The 20,814-nt window shown below is 45.3% G+C and carries 17 protein-coding genes; 13 read left to right on the plus strand and 4 right to left on the minus strand.

Annotation, left to right across the window (positions count from 1 at the left end; translation table 11 throughout):
* Positions 1-67 precede the first annotated feature (67 nt).
* From V6984_RS09990 to V6984_RS10015, 6 genes are all read left to right on the plus strand, one after another.
* On the plus strand, positions 68-1,993 hold the full coding sequence (locus V6984_RS09990) for a methyl-accepting chemotaxis protein (RefSeq protein ID WP_342759635.1): 1,926 nt from the start codon (positions 68-70) through the stop codon (positions 1,991-1,993).
* Between the two features lie 237 nt (positions 1,994-2,230).
* Positions 2,231-2,686, plus strand: coding sequence for an IS200/IS605 family transposase (tnpA, locus tag V6984_RS09995; protein WP_342756422.1), 456 nt, complete (start codon positions 2,231-2,233; stop codon positions 2,684-2,686).
* 192 nt (positions 2,687-2,878) lie between these two features.
* Positions 2,879-4,057: an iron-containing alcohol dehydrogenase gene (locus tag V6984_RS10000; RefSeq protein WP_342759636.1), complete on the plus strand. Its 1,179-nt coding sequence runs from the start codon at positions 2,879-2,881 to the stop codon at positions 4,055-4,057.
* 159 nt (positions 4,058-4,216) lie between these two features.
* A complete protein-coding gene (locus V6984_RS10005; protein WP_342759637.1) occupies positions 4,217-6,475 on the plus strand; it encodes a hypothetical protein in 2,259 nt (752 codons plus the stop codon).
* Positions 6,453-8,216: a hypothetical protein gene (locus V6984_RS10010; RefSeq protein WP_342759639.1), complete on the plus strand. Its 1,764-nt coding sequence runs from the start codon at positions 6,453-6,455 to the stop codon at positions 8,214-8,216. The genes V6984_RS10005 and V6984_RS10010 overlap by 23 nt, the downstream gene beginning before the upstream one ends.
* Positions 8,217-8,306: 90 nt before the next feature.
* On the plus strand, positions 8,307-8,732 hold the full coding sequence (locus V6984_RS10015) for a cupin domain-containing protein (RefSeq protein WP_342759640.1): 426 nt from the start codon (positions 8,307-8,309) through the stop codon (positions 8,730-8,732).
* A gap of 7 nt (positions 8,733-8,739) precedes the next feature.
* Here V6984_RS10015 and V6984_RS10020 read toward each other — a convergent pair whose 3' ends face one another.
* The 3 genes from V6984_RS10020 to V6984_RS10030 are packed head-to-tail and all read right to left on the minus strand — an operon-like array spanning position 8,740 to position 12,985.
* Complete coding sequence (locus V6984_RS10020; RefSeq protein WP_342759641.1) at positions 8,740-10,971, minus strand: transglutaminase domain-containing protein; 2,232 nt, start codon at positions 10,969-10,971, stop codon at positions 8,740-8,742.
* Positions 10,968-12,050, minus strand: coding sequence for a DUF58 domain-containing protein (locus V6984_RS10025; protein ID WP_342759642.1), 1,083 nt, complete (start codon positions 12,048-12,050; stop codon positions 10,968-10,970). The genes V6984_RS10020 and V6984_RS10025 overlap by 4 nt, the downstream gene beginning before the upstream one ends.
* On the minus strand, positions 12,047-12,985 hold the full coding sequence (locus V6984_RS10030) for a MoxR family ATPase (RefSeq protein WP_342759643.1): 939 nt from the start codon (positions 12,983-12,985) through the stop codon (positions 12,047-12,049). Before V6984_RS10030 ends, V6984_RS10025 begins: the two co-directional genes overlap by 4 nt.
* A gap of 357 nt (positions 12,986-13,342) precedes the next feature.
* On the opposite strand from V6984_RS10030, the gene V6984_RS10035 reads away from it, so the two are divergent.
* The 5 genes from V6984_RS10035 (at position 13,343) to V6984_RS10055 (ending at position 17,882) form a co-directional block, all read left to right on the plus strand.
* Complete coding sequence (locus tag V6984_RS10035) at positions 13,343-13,882, plus strand: DUF6323 family protein (RefSeq protein WP_342759644.1); 540 nt, start codon at positions 13,343-13,345, stop codon at positions 13,880-13,882.
* Positions 13,883-13,914: 32 nt separating this feature from the next.
* Positions 13,915-14,727, plus strand: a complete 813-nt coding sequence (locus V6984_RS10040; RefSeq protein WP_342759645.1) for a DUF6179 domain-containing protein — start codon at positions 13,915-13,917, stop codon at positions 14,725-14,727.
* Between the two features lie 184 nt (positions 14,728-14,911).
* The gene (locus V6984_RS10045) at positions 14,912-15,997 is read left to right on the plus strand and encodes a GGDEF domain-containing protein (RefSeq protein WP_342759646.1); all 1,086 of its coding nucleotides are present in this window, start codon (positions 14,912-14,914) and stop codon (positions 15,995-15,997) included.
* A 31-nt stretch (positions 15,998-16,028) separates the two neighbouring features.
* Positions 16,029-17,009, plus strand: a complete 981-nt coding sequence (locus V6984_RS10050; RefSeq protein ID WP_342759647.1) for a hypothetical protein — start codon at positions 16,029-16,031, stop codon at positions 17,007-17,009.
* Positions 17,010-17,012: 3 nt separating this feature from the next.
* The gene (locus V6984_RS10055) at positions 17,013-17,882 is read left to right on the plus strand and encodes a TPM domain-containing protein (protein ID WP_342759648.1); all 870 of its coding nucleotides are present in this window, start codon (positions 17,013-17,015) and stop codon (positions 17,880-17,882) included.
* A 110-nt stretch (positions 17,883-17,992) separates the two neighbouring features.
* Here V6984_RS10055 and rpsT read toward each other — a convergent pair whose 3' ends face one another.
* Complete coding sequence (rpsT, locus tag V6984_RS10060; RefSeq protein ID WP_342759649.1) at positions 17,993-18,256, minus strand: 30S ribosomal protein S20; 264 nt, start codon at positions 18,254-18,256, stop codon at positions 17,993-17,995.
* Positions 18,257-18,487: 231 nt separating this feature from the next.
* Between rpsT and gpr the strand changes: the two genes are divergently transcribed.
* On the plus strand, positions 18,488-19,351 hold the full coding sequence (gene gpr / locus V6984_RS10065) for a GPR endopeptidase (protein WP_342759650.1): 864 nt from the start codon (positions 18,488-18,490) through the stop codon (positions 19,349-19,351).
* Positions 19,352-19,403: 52 nt separating this feature from the next.
* Positions 19,404-20,774, plus strand: coding sequence for a stage II sporulation protein P (locus V6984_RS10070; RefSeq protein ID WP_342759651.1), 1,371 nt, complete (start codon positions 19,404-19,406; stop codon positions 20,772-20,774).
* Positions 20,775-20,814 lie beyond the last annotated feature (40 nt).

The raw sequence follows: 20,814 nt of genomic DNA on the forward strand, positions 1-20,814 counted from the left end.
CGATTTTACATTTTGCTTATGGATGGGAATGGGAATAGAAGGTACAAGGAGAATAGGAGAAGGTAAGATGAAGAGAAGAAAAAGGGGTTATAGCAGTAAAGAGTTAATGGAAAAGCTCTCCCGGTGGGACTTTATGGACGAGTCAGATACACCGGAAGGAGAAGAGCTTTACGGGCAGTTGTGGAAGCAATATAAGGATTTCTTTTACCGCTTCTGCGGGGATTTCGATACGGTCAAGATTATTTCGGAGCAATTTGAAGGAATCATTGAAGGAATGTTGGAGTCCTCGGACAGCATCGGCTTTGCCGCACAATACATATCGGACGGTTCCAAGCGGCAGAGAGAGGAAATCAATTCCTGCGAAAATATCGCGGAGATATTAGCGGACAAGATCAATATGATGGGAGATAAATCGAAGGATTTGATCGACTCCGCGAAAGAGATGGGAGAAATCAGCGATAGCGGTAAGGTTGCCGTGGAGAATCTGACACTTAGCCAGAACAGTAACCAGACCGTGAACAATGCGATCATTACGGAAATCTATCAATTGCTGGAAATGACCAAGAATATCACCGGCATTACGGAGCAGCTCAATGAAATCGCAGACCAGACTAATCTGCTTTCCCTGAACGCTTCTATAGAAGCGGCGAGAGCGGGAGAAGCGGGAAAGGGCTTTGCGGTAGTTGCGGATGAGATAAGAAAGCTGTCTGACGAAAGCCATCGCGCCAGTGAGACGATCAGCCGGAATATAACGGAGATCATGGAGCAGCTTAACCAGTTGAAATCGGCGGTAGACAGTTCAAGAGATACTTTCGAGCAGCAGGAAAAAGCAGTAACTGAGGTGATCGAGGCATTCAGCAGAATTGATAATCATGTGGAAGGCTTTGTATCCGATCAGGAGCTCTTTTACAGAGAAGTTAACGGACTTGGAGAGCAGAAGGAGAGCCTGTTGGATTCCTTTAGAAATATCCTCGCAGTAAATCAGGAGTCCGTGGCTTCTACGGAAGAGGTGGCGTCTCTTACCATGAGCCAGAGCAGCACAGTAAAGACTATGGAGAAGATGGCAGGTAAGCTAAACGAAGGCGTTGGAGTATTATCCTCTGACTTATCCAAGATCCAGATAAAGAAGGAAGAAAGAAGACAGCAGAAGATAGCTATGATTTTTGACATCGACTGCGATTTCTGGGAGCCGACAGCGAGGGACGCGAGAAAAACAGCTAAGGCTTTGCATTATGAGCTGGAGATTTTTGCTCCGAAGTCCAGAAACCAGGGAGCGGAGGAAATGCTTAAAGCGCTGGAAAGTTTCGTGGAAAGAAAGTTCGATGCCATTGTCATAAGCCCTATTGATAGTCCGCAGATTCGCCAGTTGCTGAAATCGGCATCACAAAACGGAACGAAGATTATTTTCATTAATTCCGCCTTGGAGGGCGTGGATTATGAAGCGCTGATAGAAACTAACGGTTACGAGCTGGGTAAAAATGCGTCGAAGGCTGCTAAGCAGCTTTTAAGCGGCGGCGGGGAGGCAATAGTTGGACTTTGGTCAGATATCAAGATTCAATCCATAGAAAACAGGGCACAGGGTTTTGTGGACGCATTGACAAAGGAAGGCATTACCGTACATAAAATAGATATTCCAAGCAATCCCACCAAGAAGGATGTGGAGGCTGTGATGAGTCGGATTCGGAAGGATTATCCGAATGTAAAAGTAATTTACGCTACGGACGTACTCTGGGGTGTGGCTTACGGAAGCTTTGCAGGGCATCAAGGCACGGGCATTAAGATCGTAACAGTAGATTTCACCGCCGATATTGCCGCACAGATAAAGAGAGGCGGAATCGATGTGGCGATTGCACAGCGGGCATTCTCTTGGGGAAGTATGTCCCTGGATTTCCTTGCAGATGTATTTCAAGGAAAATCTGTTGCCCGTTATACAGATACGGGAACTTATGAGGTGAACGGGAGTAACCTCGCTTTATACGAAAAAAGAATGTAATTTTCATGTGCACGACAGAATTCAGTGGTCTGACGGATTTCATATTATCCGTCAGACTTTGTATATGGGCTTTAGCCTGTTGAGTGTGACGGAGTTTCTCAAAAGAGAAACGTAGACATACGAAACAAAAATCCCCCTGCTTTGCGGGGGGAGGCAGATTGTTATACAAAAAAATCACCTTTCCGTTATGATAGAGTTGTTCAAGCTACTACAATAACGAAAGGAAAGGTGATTTTAATGGCAAACAAAAGTAATGACATGGCACATACAAAGTGGATGTGCAAGTATCACATTGTTTTCACTCCAAAGTATAGACGAAAAATAATATATAATCAATATAAAGAAAGTATCAGAGATATTCTGAAACAGTTATGTTCTTACAAAGGAGTGGAGATTATCGAAGGGCATCTTATGCCCGATCATATCCATATGTTAGTGAGCATACCGCCTAAGATGAGTATTTCAAGTTTTATGGGATACTTAAAAGGCAAGAGTGCACTTATGATTTTTGATAAGCACGCAAATTTGAAGTATAAATTTGGGAACAGACATTTCTGGTCAGAAGGATACTATGTGAGCACAGTAGGACTTAACGAGGCAACAATAAAAAAGTATATACAGGATCAGGAAAAAGCAGACATACTACAAGATAAAATAAGTGTGAAGGAGTATGAGGACCCCTTTAAGGGGTAGCCGAGTAATACAAGCGCTGCTTCAGCGGCTGCGACGAGTCAATGGCGTAGTGGCTTGAACAAAGTGAAAGCCAGCGTCTTTAGGCGCTGGCCGGTAACAGAGGCTTATAGCCTCAGAGCAAACCACGTCTTTTAGGCGTGGTTCTGATTGTAATAGGGAAGTACGTCCTATAAAAGAAAGGAAGATAACGTTATGAACAATTTTAAGTATTTTACTCCTACGAAAGTCATTTTTGGCAGAGGAACGGAGAATCAGGCAGGGGCACTTGTAAAGGAGACAGGCTGTAAGAAGGTGCTGATTCATTACGGCAAAGGCAGCGTGGAGAAATCGGGCTTGCTCGGGCGAATAAAAGCTTCTTTGGAAGCGGAGCAAATTGCTTATACCGAACTTGGCGGCGTGGTTCCCAATCCGAGATTATCTCTCGTTTATGAGGGAATCGAACTGTCCAAAAAGGAGGGCGTGGATTTCATTCTCGCTATAGGAGGAGGCAGCGTCATAGACTCGGCAAAGGCCATCGGCTACGGAATGGTAAACAGCGGCAATGTCTGGGATTTTTATGCTCATGAGAGGGAAGCTTCGGCTTGTATGCCTGTCGGAGTGGTGCTGACGCTTGCGGCTACCGGAAGTGAAATGAGCAGCTCCTCGGTAATTACTAATGAGACTGGCTGGAGTAAGCGAGGCTATAACAACAATCTTAGCCGCCCGGTATTCGCCATCATGAATCCTGAGCTGACGATGACTCTTCCCCCCTTTCAGACGGAATGCGGCTGTACGGATATACTGATGCATACCATGGAGCGCTATTTCACCTCCGCAGGCAATATGGAAATCACCGACGGCATTGCGGAAGCGCTGATGCGCACCGTTATCTCCAATGCAAGGATTCTTTTGGACGAACCTGAAAATTATAATGCCCGCGCTGAGGTCATGTGGGCAGGAAGCCTTTCTCATAATGGATTGACAGGCTGTGGAAACGGAGGAGATGACTTCGCCACTCATGGACTGGAGCATGAGGTCAGCGGATTGTTTGATGTGGCCCATGGGGCCGGTTTGGCAGCGTTATGGGGAAGCTGGGCGAGATATGTTCATAAGGACTGCCTACCGCGGTTTTATCGCTTTGCGGTAAATGTAATGGGAATAGCGGACAAAGGTTCTTTGGAAGAAATCGCTCTAAAGGGCATCGAGGCGATGGAAATCTTTTTCCGTTCTATCGGGATGCCTACCTCTTTTCACGATCTGGAGATTGAGCCTACGGAGCAGGAAATGAAGCTTATGGCTAAAAAGTGCAGCACGGCGGCTGGAGGACGAAAAGGCTCGGCGAAAGTGCTTTACGAGGCCGATATGCTTGCGATCTATGAAATGGCAAGATAGTAAGGCTCTTCGTTTATGCTTTTATCCATATTTGCTGAGCGGATTAATTTACATAATTTGGAGTGCCCGCGAGAATTGTTATTTATAGTCGCCTTTTGTATAATGAAAGGGTGTTTGTAAAGGGGAAGGTACAGGCGATAAGAAAGGCAAGAGTATTATATGAGAAAACTTACGGCACTGTTAGCGGCTTCGATTTTACTGGCATATTTATTCCCCGTTCCGGCAGCAGCTTTTCCGGTGGTGACAGAAGTGAACTCTGATTTGGAGAAGAGTTCGGTAAGTGAAAATGACGTAAATGACGTAGATACTATAATGGATGAAGCGGATACTCTAAATGGGACAGAATTAGAGAAACCGCCGGAGGAGGAAGAATCCGTAACTTCTGCAGCAGCAGATACAGACAAAACAAAAGAAGCGGCGGCACGGATGGAAGAAGCATCGAATGCTTTAAAGAATATTTTAGAAGACCATACGGTAATAGCACTCGTCTATTTGTGCGATGAATATTCTATACGAGCAGAAGCTTCGTATGACAGCGGCGTGGCGGTAACAGTTCCCAGTGGGCAGCAGGTGCAGATTAAGGATGTTCTTGAGGATGAAAATGGTGAGCTGTGGGTGTATGTTACCCTGTATTTCCAAGAAGCAGAATATAACGGATATATTCCCAGAGCTTATCTTGCATGTTCAGATGAACTGTTTCTGGAATGGGAGGAATCTTATAATAGCGATTCTGGTAAAATGCTTCCCTTTGCGGCCAGAAACACTGTTCAGTTTTATGCGGACATCGAGCAATTTCCCGATAGCTATAAGGCGGCGCTGACGGCGTTAAAGCAAACGCATCCCAAATGGACCTTTGTAAAAATGAATACCAATTTAGACTGGAATTATGTCGTATCGGAAGAAATAAAGGATGGAAGAAGCCTGGTAGAATCTTATTTGCCGGCTTATATGCAGGAAGGCAAATACAGTGAGAACTGGTCTTATGCGTCAAAGGGAGCGTTAGAGCATTATCTCGATCCCAGGAATGGTCTGAATGAGTCCGGCATCTTCCAGTTTGAACTCCTTACATATAACGAATCCTATCATACACAAGCGGCCGTTCAGAGTTTTTTGAATCAGACATTCATGGCCGGTACGGCTCCAGGGACCTCGCTTACTTATGCTAATATATTTTGGACGGTAGGATCATCGTTAAAAGTAAGCCCGTTCCATCTCGCTTGCAGAGTATACCAGGAACAGGGAAAAGGAACCTCTTCTTTGATTTCCGGAACCTATCCCGGGTACATAGGATATTACAATTATTTTAATATCGGAGCGACGGGAAACAGCGACAATGCAGTGATAGAAAGCGGGCTTGCCAAAGCGAAAGCAGAGGGATGGACAGATGGATATACCTCGATTTTAGGCGGTGCTAAAGTTATCTCTCAAAATTATATATTAAAAGGGCAGGATACCCTGTATTTACAGAAGTTCGATGTGGATGGGAGCTATAACGGCCTGTTCTGGCACCAGTATATGCAAAATATATGTGCTCCGGCTAATGAGGGAGAGAACATACGCAAGCTATATAACAGTACCGGCTCGCTGGACAATACATTCGTTTTTAAGATACCGGTCTATAGCAATATGCCGTCGGATGCATGTCCTATACCTACCGTATCCTACAGTGTGTCGCTTACGCCTCCTGCGGGGTATACGGATGCAAATATTTACCTGGATGGAATCGGGTATACGGCGATTGTGCGAGACGGAAAGTATGTGGTAACAGCGGCAAACGGAAACGCGAAAACCGCCGTAATGTATAAATATAACGGAGCAAACGTTCCGATAGGAATGTACGTCTGGACACTTAAGCATAATGGGTCCGCCTATGAAGCGGCGGCGGTTCCGGAATTGGAGGATATTCTTTCGTACCATGGCTTTTCCATCAGGATTACAGGAAAGTCCGGTATTCGTTTTAAGACGGGAATATCGTCAAGCCTTCGGTCTCAGCTTATTTCAAAGGGAACGGCCGGATATGTTCTGAAGGAATATGGAACGCTTGTGATGAACAATGCTAACAGAGCGCAGTATCCTCTTGTGAAGGGCGGAGAAAAGGTCCTGAGCGGTATGTCATATGGCAGAAATGCGAACGGAATATTGGAGGATAAAATATACGAAACCATCTCGGGAAGGCATCGGTTTACCTCAGTGCTGGTAGGCTTGCCCGCCAATCAGTATAAAACGGAATATGCCTTTCGCGGATATATTATCCTTGCCAAGGATAATTCGGAGGTGACCTTATATGGGCCTACTGTATGGAAGAGTATATATTCGCTGGCGAATCAAGTACTCTCCAGCGGTCAATATGAGAAGAATTCAAGCGCCGATTTATTTCTTAGGAAATTGATCGAGGATGCAGATAAGGCTGGAGGCTGACAGGAAGAAGATGAAAAGAGGAGAGTGTAAAGCGATGAACGGTAAAATGAGGATTGCAGCTGTTTGCGCCGCATCGCTTCTGCTGCTTACAGGCGGATGTGCGCAAGCAGATAAGGGGGAGGAAGAAAACAATAAAGAAACGGCTTCGGAGCAAATGGGCGGAAGTTCTGCAGAGTCGAATCCCGGAGGAAAAAAAAGCGCTATAGAGGAATATGAAATAAAGTATGCTTCGGGAGAATTTACGTCTGATGATTATAAAGAGCTAGCCGAGTTGTATGGGAAAGAAGGAATGCGCAAGAGACAGCGCGACCTGCTGGAGCAATGCTACCGTCTATATGATGATGCGCAATGCATAGAACTATTAAATGATATAACGGTAAACATAGAGGAGGAAAGCGATGGGATAAAGGCGGAGGCAGAACGCCTGCTTTCGAACATAAGCACCCCCGAATATTTGAACGAGGCCGCAGGAATACTTCTTGGAGATGACTGGCAAAGCCTTATGATGCCGAAACTGCGGGATGGCAGCAGGAGATATTATATGGCGGATGAGACGGGTAAGATTACATTTTGTTTTGAGGTAGGCTATGACGAAGCCGGTGAGAAGTATTCAAGCGTATGGTACGTAGCAGACGACGGCAGCATATCGAGTATGATGCGAAGAGAGGATAGCCTGCAGATGCTGACTTCCAATCTCGTAGACGGAAAGTACCAGGGGGCTTTTGAAGCATGGCTTTGTATGGCGGAGAGCGGAAACGTATATCATGAGATGGGAAGCTTCGAAAACGGCGTTTGCTCCGGAGATTATACTGCGCAGGTAAGTTACGGTCATGAGGCATCCGATCTGTTCGCGCTATGGAGCAGCAGGGAAGATATGGATATGACAGAGTATACAGGAGCATTTGCAGACGGCGGTATAACGACGGTATCACAGATGGACAGTAGCCAGAGGGACGTGGTAAAAGACGGGAACGATGAGGAAAATTATATTGTATACGCCTATACGTCAGATAAGAATGGATATTTGTTCTTGAATGTACCGGAGGAAGCGGCAACGGATTCTTTTGTCTTCGATTATTCTGTGCTGGGAATAATGTCCTATCCCGAAATTACTCCATATGAGCCGCAGATACAAAATGATTCGCAGTCTCAGGGGCAGATGATCGATAGTGGAGCTGTAAAGGTAAGAATCTTTGATTCCAATATCGAATGGTTCGATGGCAGCAGATGGCATGTGTTGGGAGCGGTAGAGGATTATCGAAAGTCAGACCCCTTCGAGGTATATGGGAAAGAAGAATTCTCTGTGGACGATGGAGACGTGGAAACAGATAACGGCAAATCCATGGTTTACGGGAACAGAGGTGTGGGAATTATAAAGAAAGATGTGCAGGAAAGCACATCTAAGTCCTCCAAGGCAGGAGGAAGTAAAACATCGTCAGCTCCTGCTGCGTCTGGCACTACAGCACCGGCAGCACCGATTGTCTCACCTTCCGGTTCGGAAGGAAGCAGCCAGAGTAATGACGGAGGGCAAAGCGCCGGAGGCGGAAGTACAAACAACGGAGGCCAAAGTACCGGGGGAAGTTCGGATAGCGGCGGAGGTCAAAGCTCAGGCGGCGGAAATTCGAATAGCGGAGGCGGTCAGCCCGACAGTGGGAGCGGTGGAGACAGCGGTGGTGGAGATAACGGAGGCGACAGCAGTAGCGGTGACGTAGATATTGAATGGACAGATGATATTCTCTAAAAATAATGGGAGAGAGGTAAAGCGCGTATATCATCACAATAGGATGTTCTACAGCATATGATGTTCTAAGAATGGGAAAAGGAGTTTCCTATGAATTATTATCGTGGCATAAACAGTAACGATTACGGACCACTTCCCTTTGCCACAAATGTGGAACAGGAGGCCAAGCGGAATCAGAGTTTCCGCACGGCCTTATGGACCGGTTCCAATTTGCAGATGACGGTTATGTGTATTCCGGCACGAGGAGAAACCGGTCTTGAAATACATCGGGATACGGATCAGCTTGTCAGTGTGGAGGAAGGCCAGGGACTCGTTAAAATAGGAAATTATAAGGAGCGGTTGGATTTTCAGCAGCATCTGTGTGCAGGCGATTCGGTTTTCATACCGGCAGGCGTTTGGTATAACATAATCAATGCAGGTAAAAGTCCTCTTAGGCTTTCCTCTGTCTATGCGCCGCCGGCACATTCGAGAGGAACCGTCCACCGGACGAAGGCTGACGACAGAGGAATATGTTAATTTCACTTTATGCGACAGGCATTACAAAATACAGCAGACGTTTCATCCGGCCGCATTGCTTCAGATATTTTTTTTGTAAGGAGAGGGTATAAGCCTCCATCACCTTGATATTCATTTCTGAGATAGGGCGGCCTCCGAAGCGGATGCTTTGGAACAAATCGCATATTTCTAAAAAGGAGTATTCGGATGTGTCCAGGCTGCCTTCTGTCCGGGCACCATAATCCAAAAGGGTTTCTCCTGCTTCTATAGGATAACCATGCAGCCTTCCGAACAGGAAGGCTTTTTTCATATGAAACTGTATCTTCTCATAGTCGTTTCCAGCCATGTAACGGCGATGCAGCAATTGGTTCCGTAAGAGAAGGAAAAGGAAGATCATGAAGCTTACGATACATATAAGGAGAAGCCCTTCCACAATGAAGAATAAAAGCTTCTTCCCGCTTTCCAGGACGGAGGAATAGCTTATCTCAGATATCTCGTCTTCTTCGAAAGCAGCGGAAGACTCTGTATAAGGAACGGCCGGTGGAGTAATGGAGGCAGCAGTTACTTCCCCGTTTTGTTGCCATGCCGTGTTAGCGACTACGTAGTAGCGAGGTGTGGGATCGTAGGGAATCCAGCCTATGTTGTCTATATATGCCTCCACCCATGCATGGGCATTGTTGCCGGAAAGGTTCAGAACGCGGTTGTCATAATGGTAAGAGCTGTTAGAAACAAAACCCTCTACGTAGCGGGTAGGAATGCCCTCACAGCGTCCGAGAACGGCCATGGCGGAGGCAAAATATGTGCAGTAGCCGTTCTTGCTTTCGAAGAGGAACTCATCGACTACGTCTGCTTCTTCTGGAAGCGGCCGGGGCGAAGTGGTATAGGTATATTCGCTCAGATAATCCTCGATTGCCTTCATGCGGTCATAATCGTTATCTGCCTCAGATGTAATTTCCTCCGCCAGAGAGTAGACACGGGAAGGAAGTGTATCGGGAAGGAACGTATAGTGTTCATGAACGAAGCGCTGTCTCTCGGCAGCGGTTTCCGTAAGGAAAGGAATGCCATTCCACGCCTGCCCTCTTAAAAGCTGTTTTACCCTTTCATCGGAATAGTTGAGCTCCATAAGATGGAGCTGATAACGAAATCCCATGCCCTGTGCTTTGGAAAGCCTCAGTCCGTCACCGTAAGAAAAGGCGGTAGGCTTGTCGTTAAAAAGCAGAACATTTTGGGTAAATGGAGCAAAGAACAGACTCTTTGTCTTCAAGCCCTTATAGGTAACATCGTAATAGCTGTAGCTTACCAGTTCCTCGATATCCTCCTGAGAATAAATGCTCTGCGTGAGGGAGGACATCAATCCGTCGTATTGCAGAAGGTATTCCTCTCCCTCGTAAGACTTATCTGCAGCACGAAGTTCCCATTCGTGACCGTTATAAAAGTCGCGTATGGTTCCGGCCAGATAGAGGGGAGCCTTGGTCTGGTCACCGATGATGGAGAGCTGCGGACTGTCAGAGGAAAGGACCCTGCCTCCGATTCCGTTATCTTCATCATAGCCTGCAAAGTTTAAGGAATAGCTGCCGCTGCCGCCGGAAAAATAATATTCCGCATTTATAATGAGAGCGGTCAGCTCCTCACGCACTGCTTTAACCACACTTTTCACTGCATGCCACCGGATAGGAGTTTCCTTCACGGGCAGCAGGAGCATGAGCAGCATTGCTAGGAAAAAGAAGGGGGTCAGGTAAAGTATTTTCTGGCCTGCTTTTCCTTCAGAAAATGCGCAGGAAAGCTCTGCGAGAAAGATCAGAAAGCAGAACAAAATAAGGCATACGGCCCATTTTGAAAGGGAAATTTTTTGTATACTGAAAACGATCAGGCAAATGAGCTGTGAAAGGCAGAGCAAAGATTTCAGCCATAGCCTCCGGCCTGCGAGATAGCATAGGATGGAAAGGGGAATACAAATCGCTGTTAATCCGAGAAAATAGAAATAAGGAATGAGATTTTTGTCTCCTGCATATAGGAACAGATAGAAGAGGACGAGCAATATTCCCATTCCGCTCCATAATGGAAAACGGAGATTTTTCTCTTCTGTCGTATAAATGAAAAATTGCCAGAACAGGGAAGAAAGCAGGAAAAAAACAGTGCGATACGGAATTGTAAATAAGCTGTCCGCAATCAGAATAAGACCGACGCAAAGAGCAGCCGAATAGAGTATCTCGTAATATTTTTTTAAGCTTCCGGTCTTTTTGACAATCCAATTTTTCATAGGGACAATCCTCCGGTATCGATTAGAACTACTTCATTGCCAATTCTGCCGTTTTCCTCCATATAGCTCCTTAAATCCCCTGAGACGGAGGCAGTAATGAGAATGACGGCATGGGAATGAGCTGCTTGGAAGCTATATTTTGCCCATACCTTTTCTGGAGGAAGAGAAGAATGGAAAGAAAGGGCGGCGCAAACCTCATAAAAACGCTCGAAGCCGGTCCGGGCATTTATTAGAAGCTCTTTCAGCTTATCATCCTCCATATATACGACACGAACGGGAATCTGCTTCAAATAATAGTCGTGTACAAAAGCGATCGCGCATTCGACAATGTTATCCTCCGTCTGCAGGCGAATATCCATCTCTCCCGGAATAGGGGACAAATCCATGATGATCACAGTTTCGAACAGTTCTTCCGGCATTTGCTTTCGAACGAGAAGCTCGCCGGTTTTGGCGGAATTCTTCCAGTGTATGTATTTTAGCTGATCTCCGGGACAATATGGCCGCGATTCGTAATCGGGAAGCTCCTGAAGCTTGGAAACGGAGAAAAGGGTGTTCTTTGGATCTTTTTTCTGAAGGTCAGCCATAAGAAGATCTAAAGGCAGAATACGGGGCATGGCGGTGAGTCTGACTTGCGTCGTCATAGGGTAGGTAATGGTGAACAGCCCTAAGAAGTCCGTAACGGAGACGCTTTTTACGCCTACAGGGTAGGTCCCTCTGTATTTGCAGTACATCTTCGTATCTACGCGGAGAATCTGATGGGGAAGCAGGCATAGGTTATTTATATCCCTGCTCTCCGCTATTGTTACCATATCGGAAAAATAGTGCAGAGTAATGTCGGTAAAAGGAATGAAATCCTCATTCGCCAGAATGAGGCGGTAAGGAACCTCCTTTGCCTTCACCACGGCCCGGGAAACCTCCTGCACAATTTTAAACCGGAAATAAACATATATAGAATAGGTTAGCGCAAGAACAGGAATAAGCAAGGCGAAGTAAAACAACAGATATGGAATATTTCCTCCCCGAAAGCTGACTAATACGATGGAACCGAATAAAAAAAATAAATATATTATCTTTCTCATAGAATCGGGACCTTTGTCTGATGAAGCACTTCCTGCAAAATATCTTTCTCTTTTTTTCCTTCCAGCCTCGCCTCGGAGGAAAGAATGAGGCGGTGCATTAGCACCGGCTCCGTAAGTACGGTAATATCCTCAGGCGTAACATAAGAACGTCCAAGAAGATAAGCCCGGCTTCTTGCCGCGCGGGTCAGCGCGATGGCAGCTCTGGGGCTGGCACCAAGCGTCAGATAGCGGTTTTTTCTCGTGTTTCGGGTGATTTCTACCGCATAGGTAATAATATCTTCATGTATGGTCACTGTCCTGATTTCTTCCTTTATATAAAGAAGCTCTTCCTTCGACGTGACGGGAAGGAGGCTTTTTAGAGGCTCGCCCTCCACGATACGCAGGACGATATCCGTCTCATCCTTGATTTTTTCGGGATAACCCATAGAAACTTTCATCATGAAGCGATCCAGTTGGGCTTCAGGCAGGCGATAGGTGCCCAGCTGTTCGATAGGATTTTGCGTGGCGATTACCATGAAAAGCTGAGGCAGGGAATAAGTATTGCCGTCCACTGTCACCTGATGCTCCTCCATAGCCTCTAAGAGGCTGGCCTGTGTCTTCGGCGAGGTACGGTTGATTTCATCGGCAAGAAGAATATCGTTCATTATGACTCCTGCGCAGTAACGAAACTCACCCGTCTGCATGTTATATATAGTCATGCCGGTAACGTCGCTTGGAAGCGTATCAGGAGTAAATTGGACTCTGGAAAAGCTGCATTCGATGGACTGAGCCAACGACTTTGCCAAGGTAGTTTTCCCAACCCCCGGAACATCCTCTAACAGAAGATGGCCGTCGGAAAGCAGAGTGATAAGAGAAAGCTCGATAACACTGCGTTTACCGACAATGACAGTTTCCATATTGCTTATGATTTTTTGAAGTGTCTCGGATTGAGGCATTGCATTTGTCCCCCTTTATAAGTAGTAATGTCATAAGAAAATAAGTACATTTTTATTATGTATCAGAGGATATGATTTATCAATACAAATCTATGTACGGCCGGACAATATATATAATTAACATAAATTTTATATTGATATTTTGTGCATTTTGATTGCCGGGGAACCGCATATGATGGAGAGAAAGAAAAGAAGTCAATACAATGCACTAAAAAAAGAAAAGCGATTAATTTTCGCCTCTCTTTTCATATATATAATACCACAAAAATTAGTTTTTTTCAATTCTTGTATTTAAATATCTTTGGTATAAAATGAATAATTACTTAAGTAATGAAGATGAAAAAAGGGGTGTTATGTATGCAGGAGGAATTATTTGAAGTACTCGCGGCAGCGGGGCAAAAGCAGGAGCTCGAAAGAGTGATCGCATGCAACGAAAAGACACAGAGGTTCGGGCTGGCACTGACACAGGAGGAAGCCCGGATGCTGGTGCAGTGCAGGCAGGATGCTTTGAAAAAGCAAAGGAGGGTGGAGTTTGGAGAGGGAATACTGCCGCAGCTGATACAAGCTTTCTGTGATTCCCAGTATATTGATAGGAACAACTATGCGGACACCTTGGTGCAGCTTCAGGATATTTTTTACTTGTATAAAAATGAGGCGGAGGACAATCTGACGGATGATGAATTGGTCGAGGTGATGAGAGAGTTATATGAAGAGATCTGTTTCGGCTCCGCTGAGTACCTTCAGGAAACCTGCTTAGAGAGGTTTGCCCGAGCTGTGCGTGCCGGCTATCGGGGATATATAAGCAGCGGAGGTAAGGGGGATTACGAGGCATTTTCGGAGGAACAGCGCTGGGACAGAGATTTATACCTTCAGGTGCTGTATGAGGAACTGAGTTGAAAAGCCTGCGGTCCCAAAGAAAGGGGAACACTATGGAATACGGGATAGAAGAATTACTGCCGGTTGTGAAATATCTGACGGAGAAATACACCAGCAAGGAAAGCACTTCCATAACCTATGAGAAGGCGCAGCAGCTTATGGGAGCGGTGCTGTACTGCATCGAGGAAAGAGAGAAACATTTGCAGGGAGGAGATGATTCATCCGAACAGATACAAATTGTCGAAAGCGGCGCGAAAAAGAGCGCCATGGAGGCGTATAAGGAAGGCCTTCAGCTTGTTATGGATAAGGTGAGAGAAGCGAAGAGCATATATGAAGAAATCATGGCAAACTTCGATTCTTATGAAAGCCTTTGCTGTTACGATACGGTTGCGAGGGGAATGCCGGCATTTTTTGTACATTACGATGCGAGATTTTCTCCTCAGAATCATCTGTTGACTTTGGATTATCCGTTGCTTGTAAATATGCCGAACGAGCTTTGCGGCGTGGACCTGATCTGCAGTTATTTAAAAGTAATACAATTGGAGCAGCGCTTTCTTCAGGCCTTTCCCAGAACCTATGTTATCGAGGCACAGAAGGAATATCACAAGGGATATAAGGAATTATTTCTCAATTTAAGTTCTGTCGTCATGCGATACATCGTAGGGAAAATGCTGGAACGGGAAGAGGAGGCATATAAGGGAAATGTGGAAGAGTTAGAGCATAAGATGAAGACGCTGCTGCATTTATTTATGGAGCTGGAGTACCGCAAGCGAGAGGAGAAGGACTTCTGTGAGGAAGCGGAAAGCTATTTGCAGGAGGATATTCATTCTTTTGCGGTGGAGTACAAAAATTATGTGCACGGATAGTAACAAGCTGCATAGGATAACATTGTAAAAAGAAAAAATCAGATGACATATCGCATCTGTGGGACAATAGTTTGTTAGTGATTGTTCCATAGATGCTTTTTTTGTTTGATAAATGGTAGAAGGTAAGTTATAATATCGTCATATAGGGACACGTGCAGGGACAGCCTTATACCGGAGGTTTGGGATGATTCATAAGTTTGCGAAAGTGTTATTTCAGGATGTGAAGAGCGAAAATGAGACTAAGAAGGCCTCCATCATACTCAGGCTTAACTCCATCATTATGTGTATTTATTTTCTTCTGCTTCTATGCACTTTTTTTGTGACGGGGGATATGAAACCAATCGTTTTGTGTGTGCCGTTATTTTGTGCTTATGTAGCATCTTTTTATACGACATATATGAACAGAACGAAGATGTCTGTCATATTCGTTCATATACTGATGGGAATCTGGATTGTCGCCTTCATCAGGGGATTCGGCTGGGACTGTGGTGTACAGCATTTCGTATTCGTGCTGCTGGCGCTGAATTTCACTACCAGTTATAGCAAGCTTCATTGGAAGATATTGATGGGTACGGCACTTTGCTTGTTCCGACTGGCTTTGTATTCTTATACCCTTTTGTATGAACCGATTTATGTTTTGGAGTTGCAGACCTATATCATATTCCAGATTATCAATACCGTTTTCGTATTTATCGCCACGACGACGATTTTGGCAGTGTTTACCGAGGATTCTCAGGAGATGGAGAAGAAACTTGTCGTATACAACGAAAAGCTTCACAGACTGGCAGCCATAGACCCTCTTACCGGGCTTTTCAACAGACGGAGTATGAGCGAATATCTGGAGAAAAAGGAGAGGGAATGCAGGGAAGGGAAAATCGACAGCTTGTCGTTAGCCCTTGGAGATATCGATTTTTTTAAAGTGGTAAACGATAACTATGGTCATGAATGCGGAGATATCATGCTGCGCCATTTGGCGTCCATATTTATAGAAATAGCAGGCGAAAAGGGGAGGGTATGCCGTTGGGGCGGAGAAGAGTTCCTGTTCGTATTCGATAATGTCAACGGAGACGACTCGCTGATTCTTCTGGAGGAGCTTCAAAAGAAGATAAGGAAGCTGGAAGTGCTTTACAAAGGAGAAACTGTAAAAGTAACGATGACTTTCGGACTGAGCGAATTCGATTTCCAGAAGGACATGGACCATTCCATTAACGATGTGGATGTGAAACTGTATAAAGGAAAAGAGGCCGGAAGAAACAGGATCGTATATTGAAATAAAAGAAAAAGGAAGACGGGGAGAAAAGATGTTATTCAGATGTAAAAACTGCGGGGGAAATGCAATATACAGCCCTGCGTCAGGGAAGATGTACTGTCCTCATTGTGACGGAGTTGACAGCGAGGAGAGAGAGGATGCAAAATCACAGACAGAATGCTTAAATTGTGGTGCAGCGCTGAACATAGAAGAGTATGCCTCCACGTGTCAGTGTGAGTATTGCGGAAGTTATATTATATTGGACGACAGAGTGCACGGTATCTATCGCCCGGATTTGATGCTGCCCTTCAAAATAGATAAGAAGAATGTGGTGAATATGCTCCGGAATGAGTTTAAAAGGAGGATTTTCACGCCGGATAGCTTTCTTTCGGAGGCCACCCTTAAAGATATGAAGGGAATCTATGTTCCGTTCTGGATGTATGATTATGCATCCAGGTATGAATATACGGGCAAGGGAACGAAGGTCAGGGTATGGGTGGCCGGAGATACGGAATATACGGAGACTTCCTACTATCGGATAGAAAGGGATATGGATGTATCATTTGACAAAATTCCTGTAGATGCATCCGTCCTGCAAAACGACATTATGGATTTGATGGAGCCTTATGATTATAATCGATTAGAGGGTTTTACGGAGAAGTATATGTCGGGCTTCTTCGGTGAGATATACAATGAGGATGCGGATACTTTAGAGGAAAGGGCAAAGGCGAAGGCGAACAAGGACCTGGATCAGCTGCTTCGCGAGACGATCTCAGGATATTCCTCGGTAACTACAGAGAACAGAGAGATTTCCATACAAAGGGAAGGCATCCACTACGCGCTGCTTCCGGTTTGGCGTTACCTGTATAAATATCAGGATAAGGATTATGATTTTTATGTGAATGGACAGACGGGCAAGATTGTAGGTTCGACTCCCGTATCTAAGGCGAAGGTGCTCACATACGGTGCTACGGTATTTGCTGTCGCCAGTATAGCGTTGACCTTTATCCTGGGAATACTGGAGGTAGTGTAGGAGATGAAACAATATCTTAATTATTTTAAATGGGTTTTTCTTATAACAGCACTTCTGGGAATAATTTACGCAGGAACGCTGATCTATCAGGCGGCGCAGAAGATCGAAGCGCGTGCGAACACGGAATGCCTCACGAAAGAGCGGGTCTTTGATTATGGAGATGTGCTGACGCAGGAGGAAGAAAGCAAGCTGCGGGAACTGATTTCTGAGAGAGAGGCTCAGACCGGATGTGATATCGTACTCGTGACACTTAACGAATCCCTTAAGGAATATGCGAGAGAAAAAGAGCCGGATGTCTCTTACGACGAATTTGTACGGATATATGCCGAGGATTTTTATGATGAGAATAAATTCGGTTACGATAAGCCTATTGGTGATGGAATCCTTTTGGTAGATAACTGGTTTCGGGAGGACGACGGAAGGATTTATACATGGCTTAGTACGGTGGGAAGGGCAGAAGAGAACTACAGCAGCTCCATGGTGGACAATCTTTTGGACAAAGTATATCTGTATGTGGAGGATGATCCCTATAAGGCATACGCAACCTATGTGAACGAGTTCTATCACGATATGACAGGTACGGGACAATTGACGGAATCGTTACCGTTCTGGTCTCCTTTTGCGGCTGCAGCCATCATAGCTATCGTGTTTATAGCAGTGCATTGGAGCAGTAAAAAGGGAAACAGAACTACTATGGCTACAACCTATGTGAACGGAGGCAGGCCTGATTTGAGGAGGAAAGAAGATGTCCTTGTCAATAAGATAGTGACGAGAAGGCATATCGAAAGGAGCAGCGGAAGCGGCGGAGGAAATTCAGGAGGCGGAGGTCATTCCGGCGGAGGACATCATGGCGGAGGCGGACACAGCCGTTAGGCTGTTCTTCTTCCATATGTGTATAGAAGATTCTAATACATAAAAAAACAACCCACATGACGGTATGGGTTGTTTTTATGTTCGTTCACATTCTCTTTTATATCGAAGAATTAAGCCATCTTATTAATAGCCTGTGTCAGACGAGATACTTTTCTAGAAGCGGTATTCTTATGATATACGCCTTTAGTAGAAGCTTTGTCAATCACTGAAGTAGCAGCTAATAATGCAGCAGAAGCAGCAGCTTTATCGTTCGCTTCGATTGCAGCATTTACTTTCTTCACAGCCGTCTTAACACCGGACTTGATAGCTTTGTTTCTATCAGCTTTTGCGTTGTTAACTAAAATTCTCTTTTTAGCAGATTTGATGTTAGCCAAGACCCACACCTCCTATTTGTCTCTATCGATCAATTTTTACGAAAGGTTTCATTAAATCCGGACACGGACGTTTTAATGAAACACGCGTATATTATTGTAAATTAAGAGTTTGAAGATGTCAATACATAATTCGCTAGTTTTTGTAAAAAATACGTGGTAGAGAAGTTTTTTTTGCAGCAAAAAACTTTACCTGCATAAATTAAACAAAGAAAAGGATTTGGGAGCGGACAGATGAGTTGTTTTCAGGTAAGAACAGATTTAGCTCTGGAGGCCAGAGAAAGCATAGGAGAAGCGGAGGAGATCAGAGGGGTCAGCGTAGAGGAGACCTATGATGAAAAAAACGAAATAAGGGTTACCAGAGTGATCATCGAAACGAAAAACGGGGCGAAGGCCATGGGAAAGCCCATAGGTGTCTATACTACGCTGGAAGCTCCTAGGATGGTAGAACCGGATGAAAATTATCATCAGGAAATTTCCTCCGCCTTGGCAAAGGAGCTGAAGGATATTATTCCTGAGGCCCAGGAGGAACAGTCGGTGCTGATTGTAGGGCTTGGTAACCGGGATGTGACGGCGGATGCTTTGGGGCCGAACGTAGCCGACAATTTGTTCATTACGAGACATGTGGTAATGGAATATGGGAAGGCGGCGTACAGCAAATCGAGAATGAATATGGTGAGCAGCATCGTACCTGGTGTTATGGCGAAGACCGGTATGGAAAGTGCAGAAATCATCAAGGGAGTTATCGACCAGACAAAGCCTGACGTGGTCATTGTAGTGGATGCGCTGGCAGCACGCTCTACCAAAAGACTGAATCGGACGATTCAGGTGACTAATACGGGTATCCATCCGGGCTCGGGAGTAGGAAATCATAGAAATGCCCTGACGAAGGAAAGCCTGGAGGTTCCTGTCATTGCAATCGGCGTGCCTACGGTGGTGGATGCGGCAACTATAGTCAACGATGCGGTATCGGGAGAAATGAAGGTAAATCTGGCAGAGCTTAACAACATGTATGTGACCAGCAAGGATGTGGATTATCAAATAAAACAGATAAGCCATGTCATTTGTGATGCGCTTAACGAAGCTCTGGAATTATAGATTGCTTTTCGGCATATAATTGCCTAGTATAACTTTGCAGCAAGAAGCTGAGGTGAGGCGATTGTATTCCGAAGGCAGGAACAGTAATTTTAATAGAAGGAACAAAATAAAACAGAAAATTGTGGCAGGCTGTGCGGTAATCCTGATCGGAACAGCTTTCGCATGTGCTGTATACTCTTCTTTTTCGGTAGATAGAAAAGAAAAAGATTTTGGTATACAGGAAAAAGCGGCGGACTGGCTGAGAAAGCAGATGATGGAGACATACATGCCTGTTTTTGCGTTTATGGAAGAAGAGACAGGCATTGGAAGCTCCATGGATTTGATAAAACCACTGATTGCGGCACAGCTTCCCATCTACGGCTACAGCGAGGAGCAGGCCAAAGGATATGTGAGTATAGAAGATGAGGACACTTACGATCTGCTCATCAGGCAGGAGGGTTCGGACGAGGAACGCAAGGAGATTGAAGATGGCTCCCTGGAATATGGCGACGATGCACTGCACATTGACGGAGATTTAGAGCGGGCCATGGAAGAAGAAAATAGTTTACATAATAGATCGGAAGAAGGTAAACCGGAAGAGGAAAAGGATCAGGGCGAAGGGAAGGAAAACGATACGGGGAAAGAGAAAAGCGGCTTTCTTCAGGCACAGGCGAAAAGTTACGAATATGACTGGTCGTCGCTTACGGAGTATGAAGATATCGTAAAAGCCTTTTACGCCATAGACAAAACTACATCTATCACCGATGACCAGCTGAATCTGGATAATCTGTTGGGAAAGGATATGACGATGAAGGCATCGCCGGAAAATCCACAGATATTAATTTACCACACCCATTCCCAGGAGGCCTTTGTGGATTCTGTACCGGGCGATGAATCCACCACTGTGGTGGGAGCGGGAGAACGGCTGGCGCAGATATTGCGAGAGCAATATGGTTTCAACGTGATTCATCATACAGGAGAATACGATGTAGAATCGAGAGACTATGCCTATTCCAATGCCCTTCCCGCCATCGAGCAGGTGTTGGCTCAGAATCCTACTATAGAAGTAGTTATTGATCTACACAGAGACGCCATGCCGGAGCACAAGAAACTGGTCATCGATCTTCAGGGAAGGCCTACCGCACAATTTATGTTTTTCAACGGACTTAGCAGAAGCAGGGAAAAGGGAGATCTTTCTTACCTTGAAAATCCGTATGTTGATGATAACCTGGCTTTCTCCTTTCAGGCGCAGACTGCCAGCAATGAATATTATCCCGGCATAGCCAGAAGGATTTATCTGAAAGCTTATCGGTTTAATATGCATCTTAGGGCAAAAACGCTTCTGATAGAGCTGGGGGCGCAGACAAATACGGTAGAAGAAATCATGAATGCCTGCGATCCTCTGGCACATGTAATTTCCATTGTGCTAAAGGGGGAATTGTGATATATTGTTACAATAATAATAAATGCCATTCGGCGCGGAG

It is taken from the genome of Kineothrix sp. IPX-CK, assembly GCF_039134705.1.
Taxonomy (GTDB): domain Bacteria; phylum Bacillota; class Clostridia; order Lachnospirales; family Lachnospiraceae; genus Kineothrix; species Kineothrix sedimenti.

What these genes read in the sequence shown, in the direction of transcription:
- V6984_RS09990 (WP_342759635.1), top strand. Translation starts at nt 68, where the DNA reads ATGAAGAGAAGAAAAAGGGGTTATAGCAGTAAAGAGTTAATGGAAAAG.
- V6984_RS10025 (WP_342759642.1), bottom strand. Translation starts at nt 12,050, where the DNA reads ATGAGAAAGATAATATATTTATTTTTTTTATTCGGTTCCATCGTATTA.
- V6984_RS10035 (WP_342759644.1), top strand. Translation starts at nt 13,343, where the DNA reads ATGCAGGAGGAATTATTTGAAGTACTCGCGGCAGCGGGGCAAAAGCAG.
- V6984_RS10000 (WP_342759636.1), top strand. Translation starts at nt 2,879, where the DNA reads ATGAACAATTTTAAGTATTTTACTCCTACGAAAGTCATTTTTGGCAGA.
- V6984_RS10040 (WP_342759645.1), top strand. Translation starts at nt 13,915, where the DNA reads ATGGAATACGGGATAGAAGAATTACTGCCGGTTGTGAAATATCTGACG.
- tnpA (WP_342756422.1), top strand. Translation starts at nt 2,231, where the DNA reads ATGGCAAACAAAAGTAATGACATGGCACATACAAAGTGGATGTGCAAG.
- gpr (WP_342759650.1), top strand. Translation starts at nt 18,488, where the DNA reads ATGAGTTGTTTTCAGGTAAGAACAGATTTAGCTCTGGAGGCCAGAGAA.
- V6984_RS10055 (WP_342759648.1), top strand. Translation starts at nt 17,013, where the DNA reads ATGAAACAATATCTTAATTATTTTAAATGGGTTTTTCTTATAACAGCA.
- V6984_RS10010 (WP_342759639.1), top strand. Translation starts at nt 6,453, where the DNA reads ATGCAGATAAGGCTGGAGGCTGACAGGAAGAAGATGAAAAGAGGAGAG.
- V6984_RS10030 (WP_342759643.1), bottom strand. Translation starts at nt 12,985, where the DNA reads ATGCCTCAATCCGAGACACTTCAAAAAATCATAAGCAATATGGAAACT.
- V6984_RS10020 (WP_342759641.1), bottom strand. Translation starts at nt 10,971, where the DNA reads ATGAAAAATTGGATTGTCAAAAAGACCGGAAGCTTAAAAAAATATTAC.
- V6984_RS10005 (WP_342759637.1), top strand. Translation starts at nt 4,217, where the DNA reads ATGAGAAAACTTACGGCACTGTTAGCGGCTTCGATTTTACTGGCATAT.
- V6984_RS10050 (WP_342759647.1), top strand. Translation starts at nt 16,029, where the DNA reads ATGTTATTCAGATGTAAAAACTGCGGGGGAAATGCAATATACAGCCCT.
- V6984_RS10015 (WP_342759640.1), top strand. Translation starts at nt 8,307, where the DNA reads ATGAATTATTATCGTGGCATAAACAGTAACGATTACGGACCACTTCCC.
- V6984_RS10045 (WP_342759646.1), top strand. Translation starts at nt 14,912, where the DNA reads ATGATTCATAAGTTTGCGAAAGTGTTATTTCAGGATGTGAAGAGCGAA.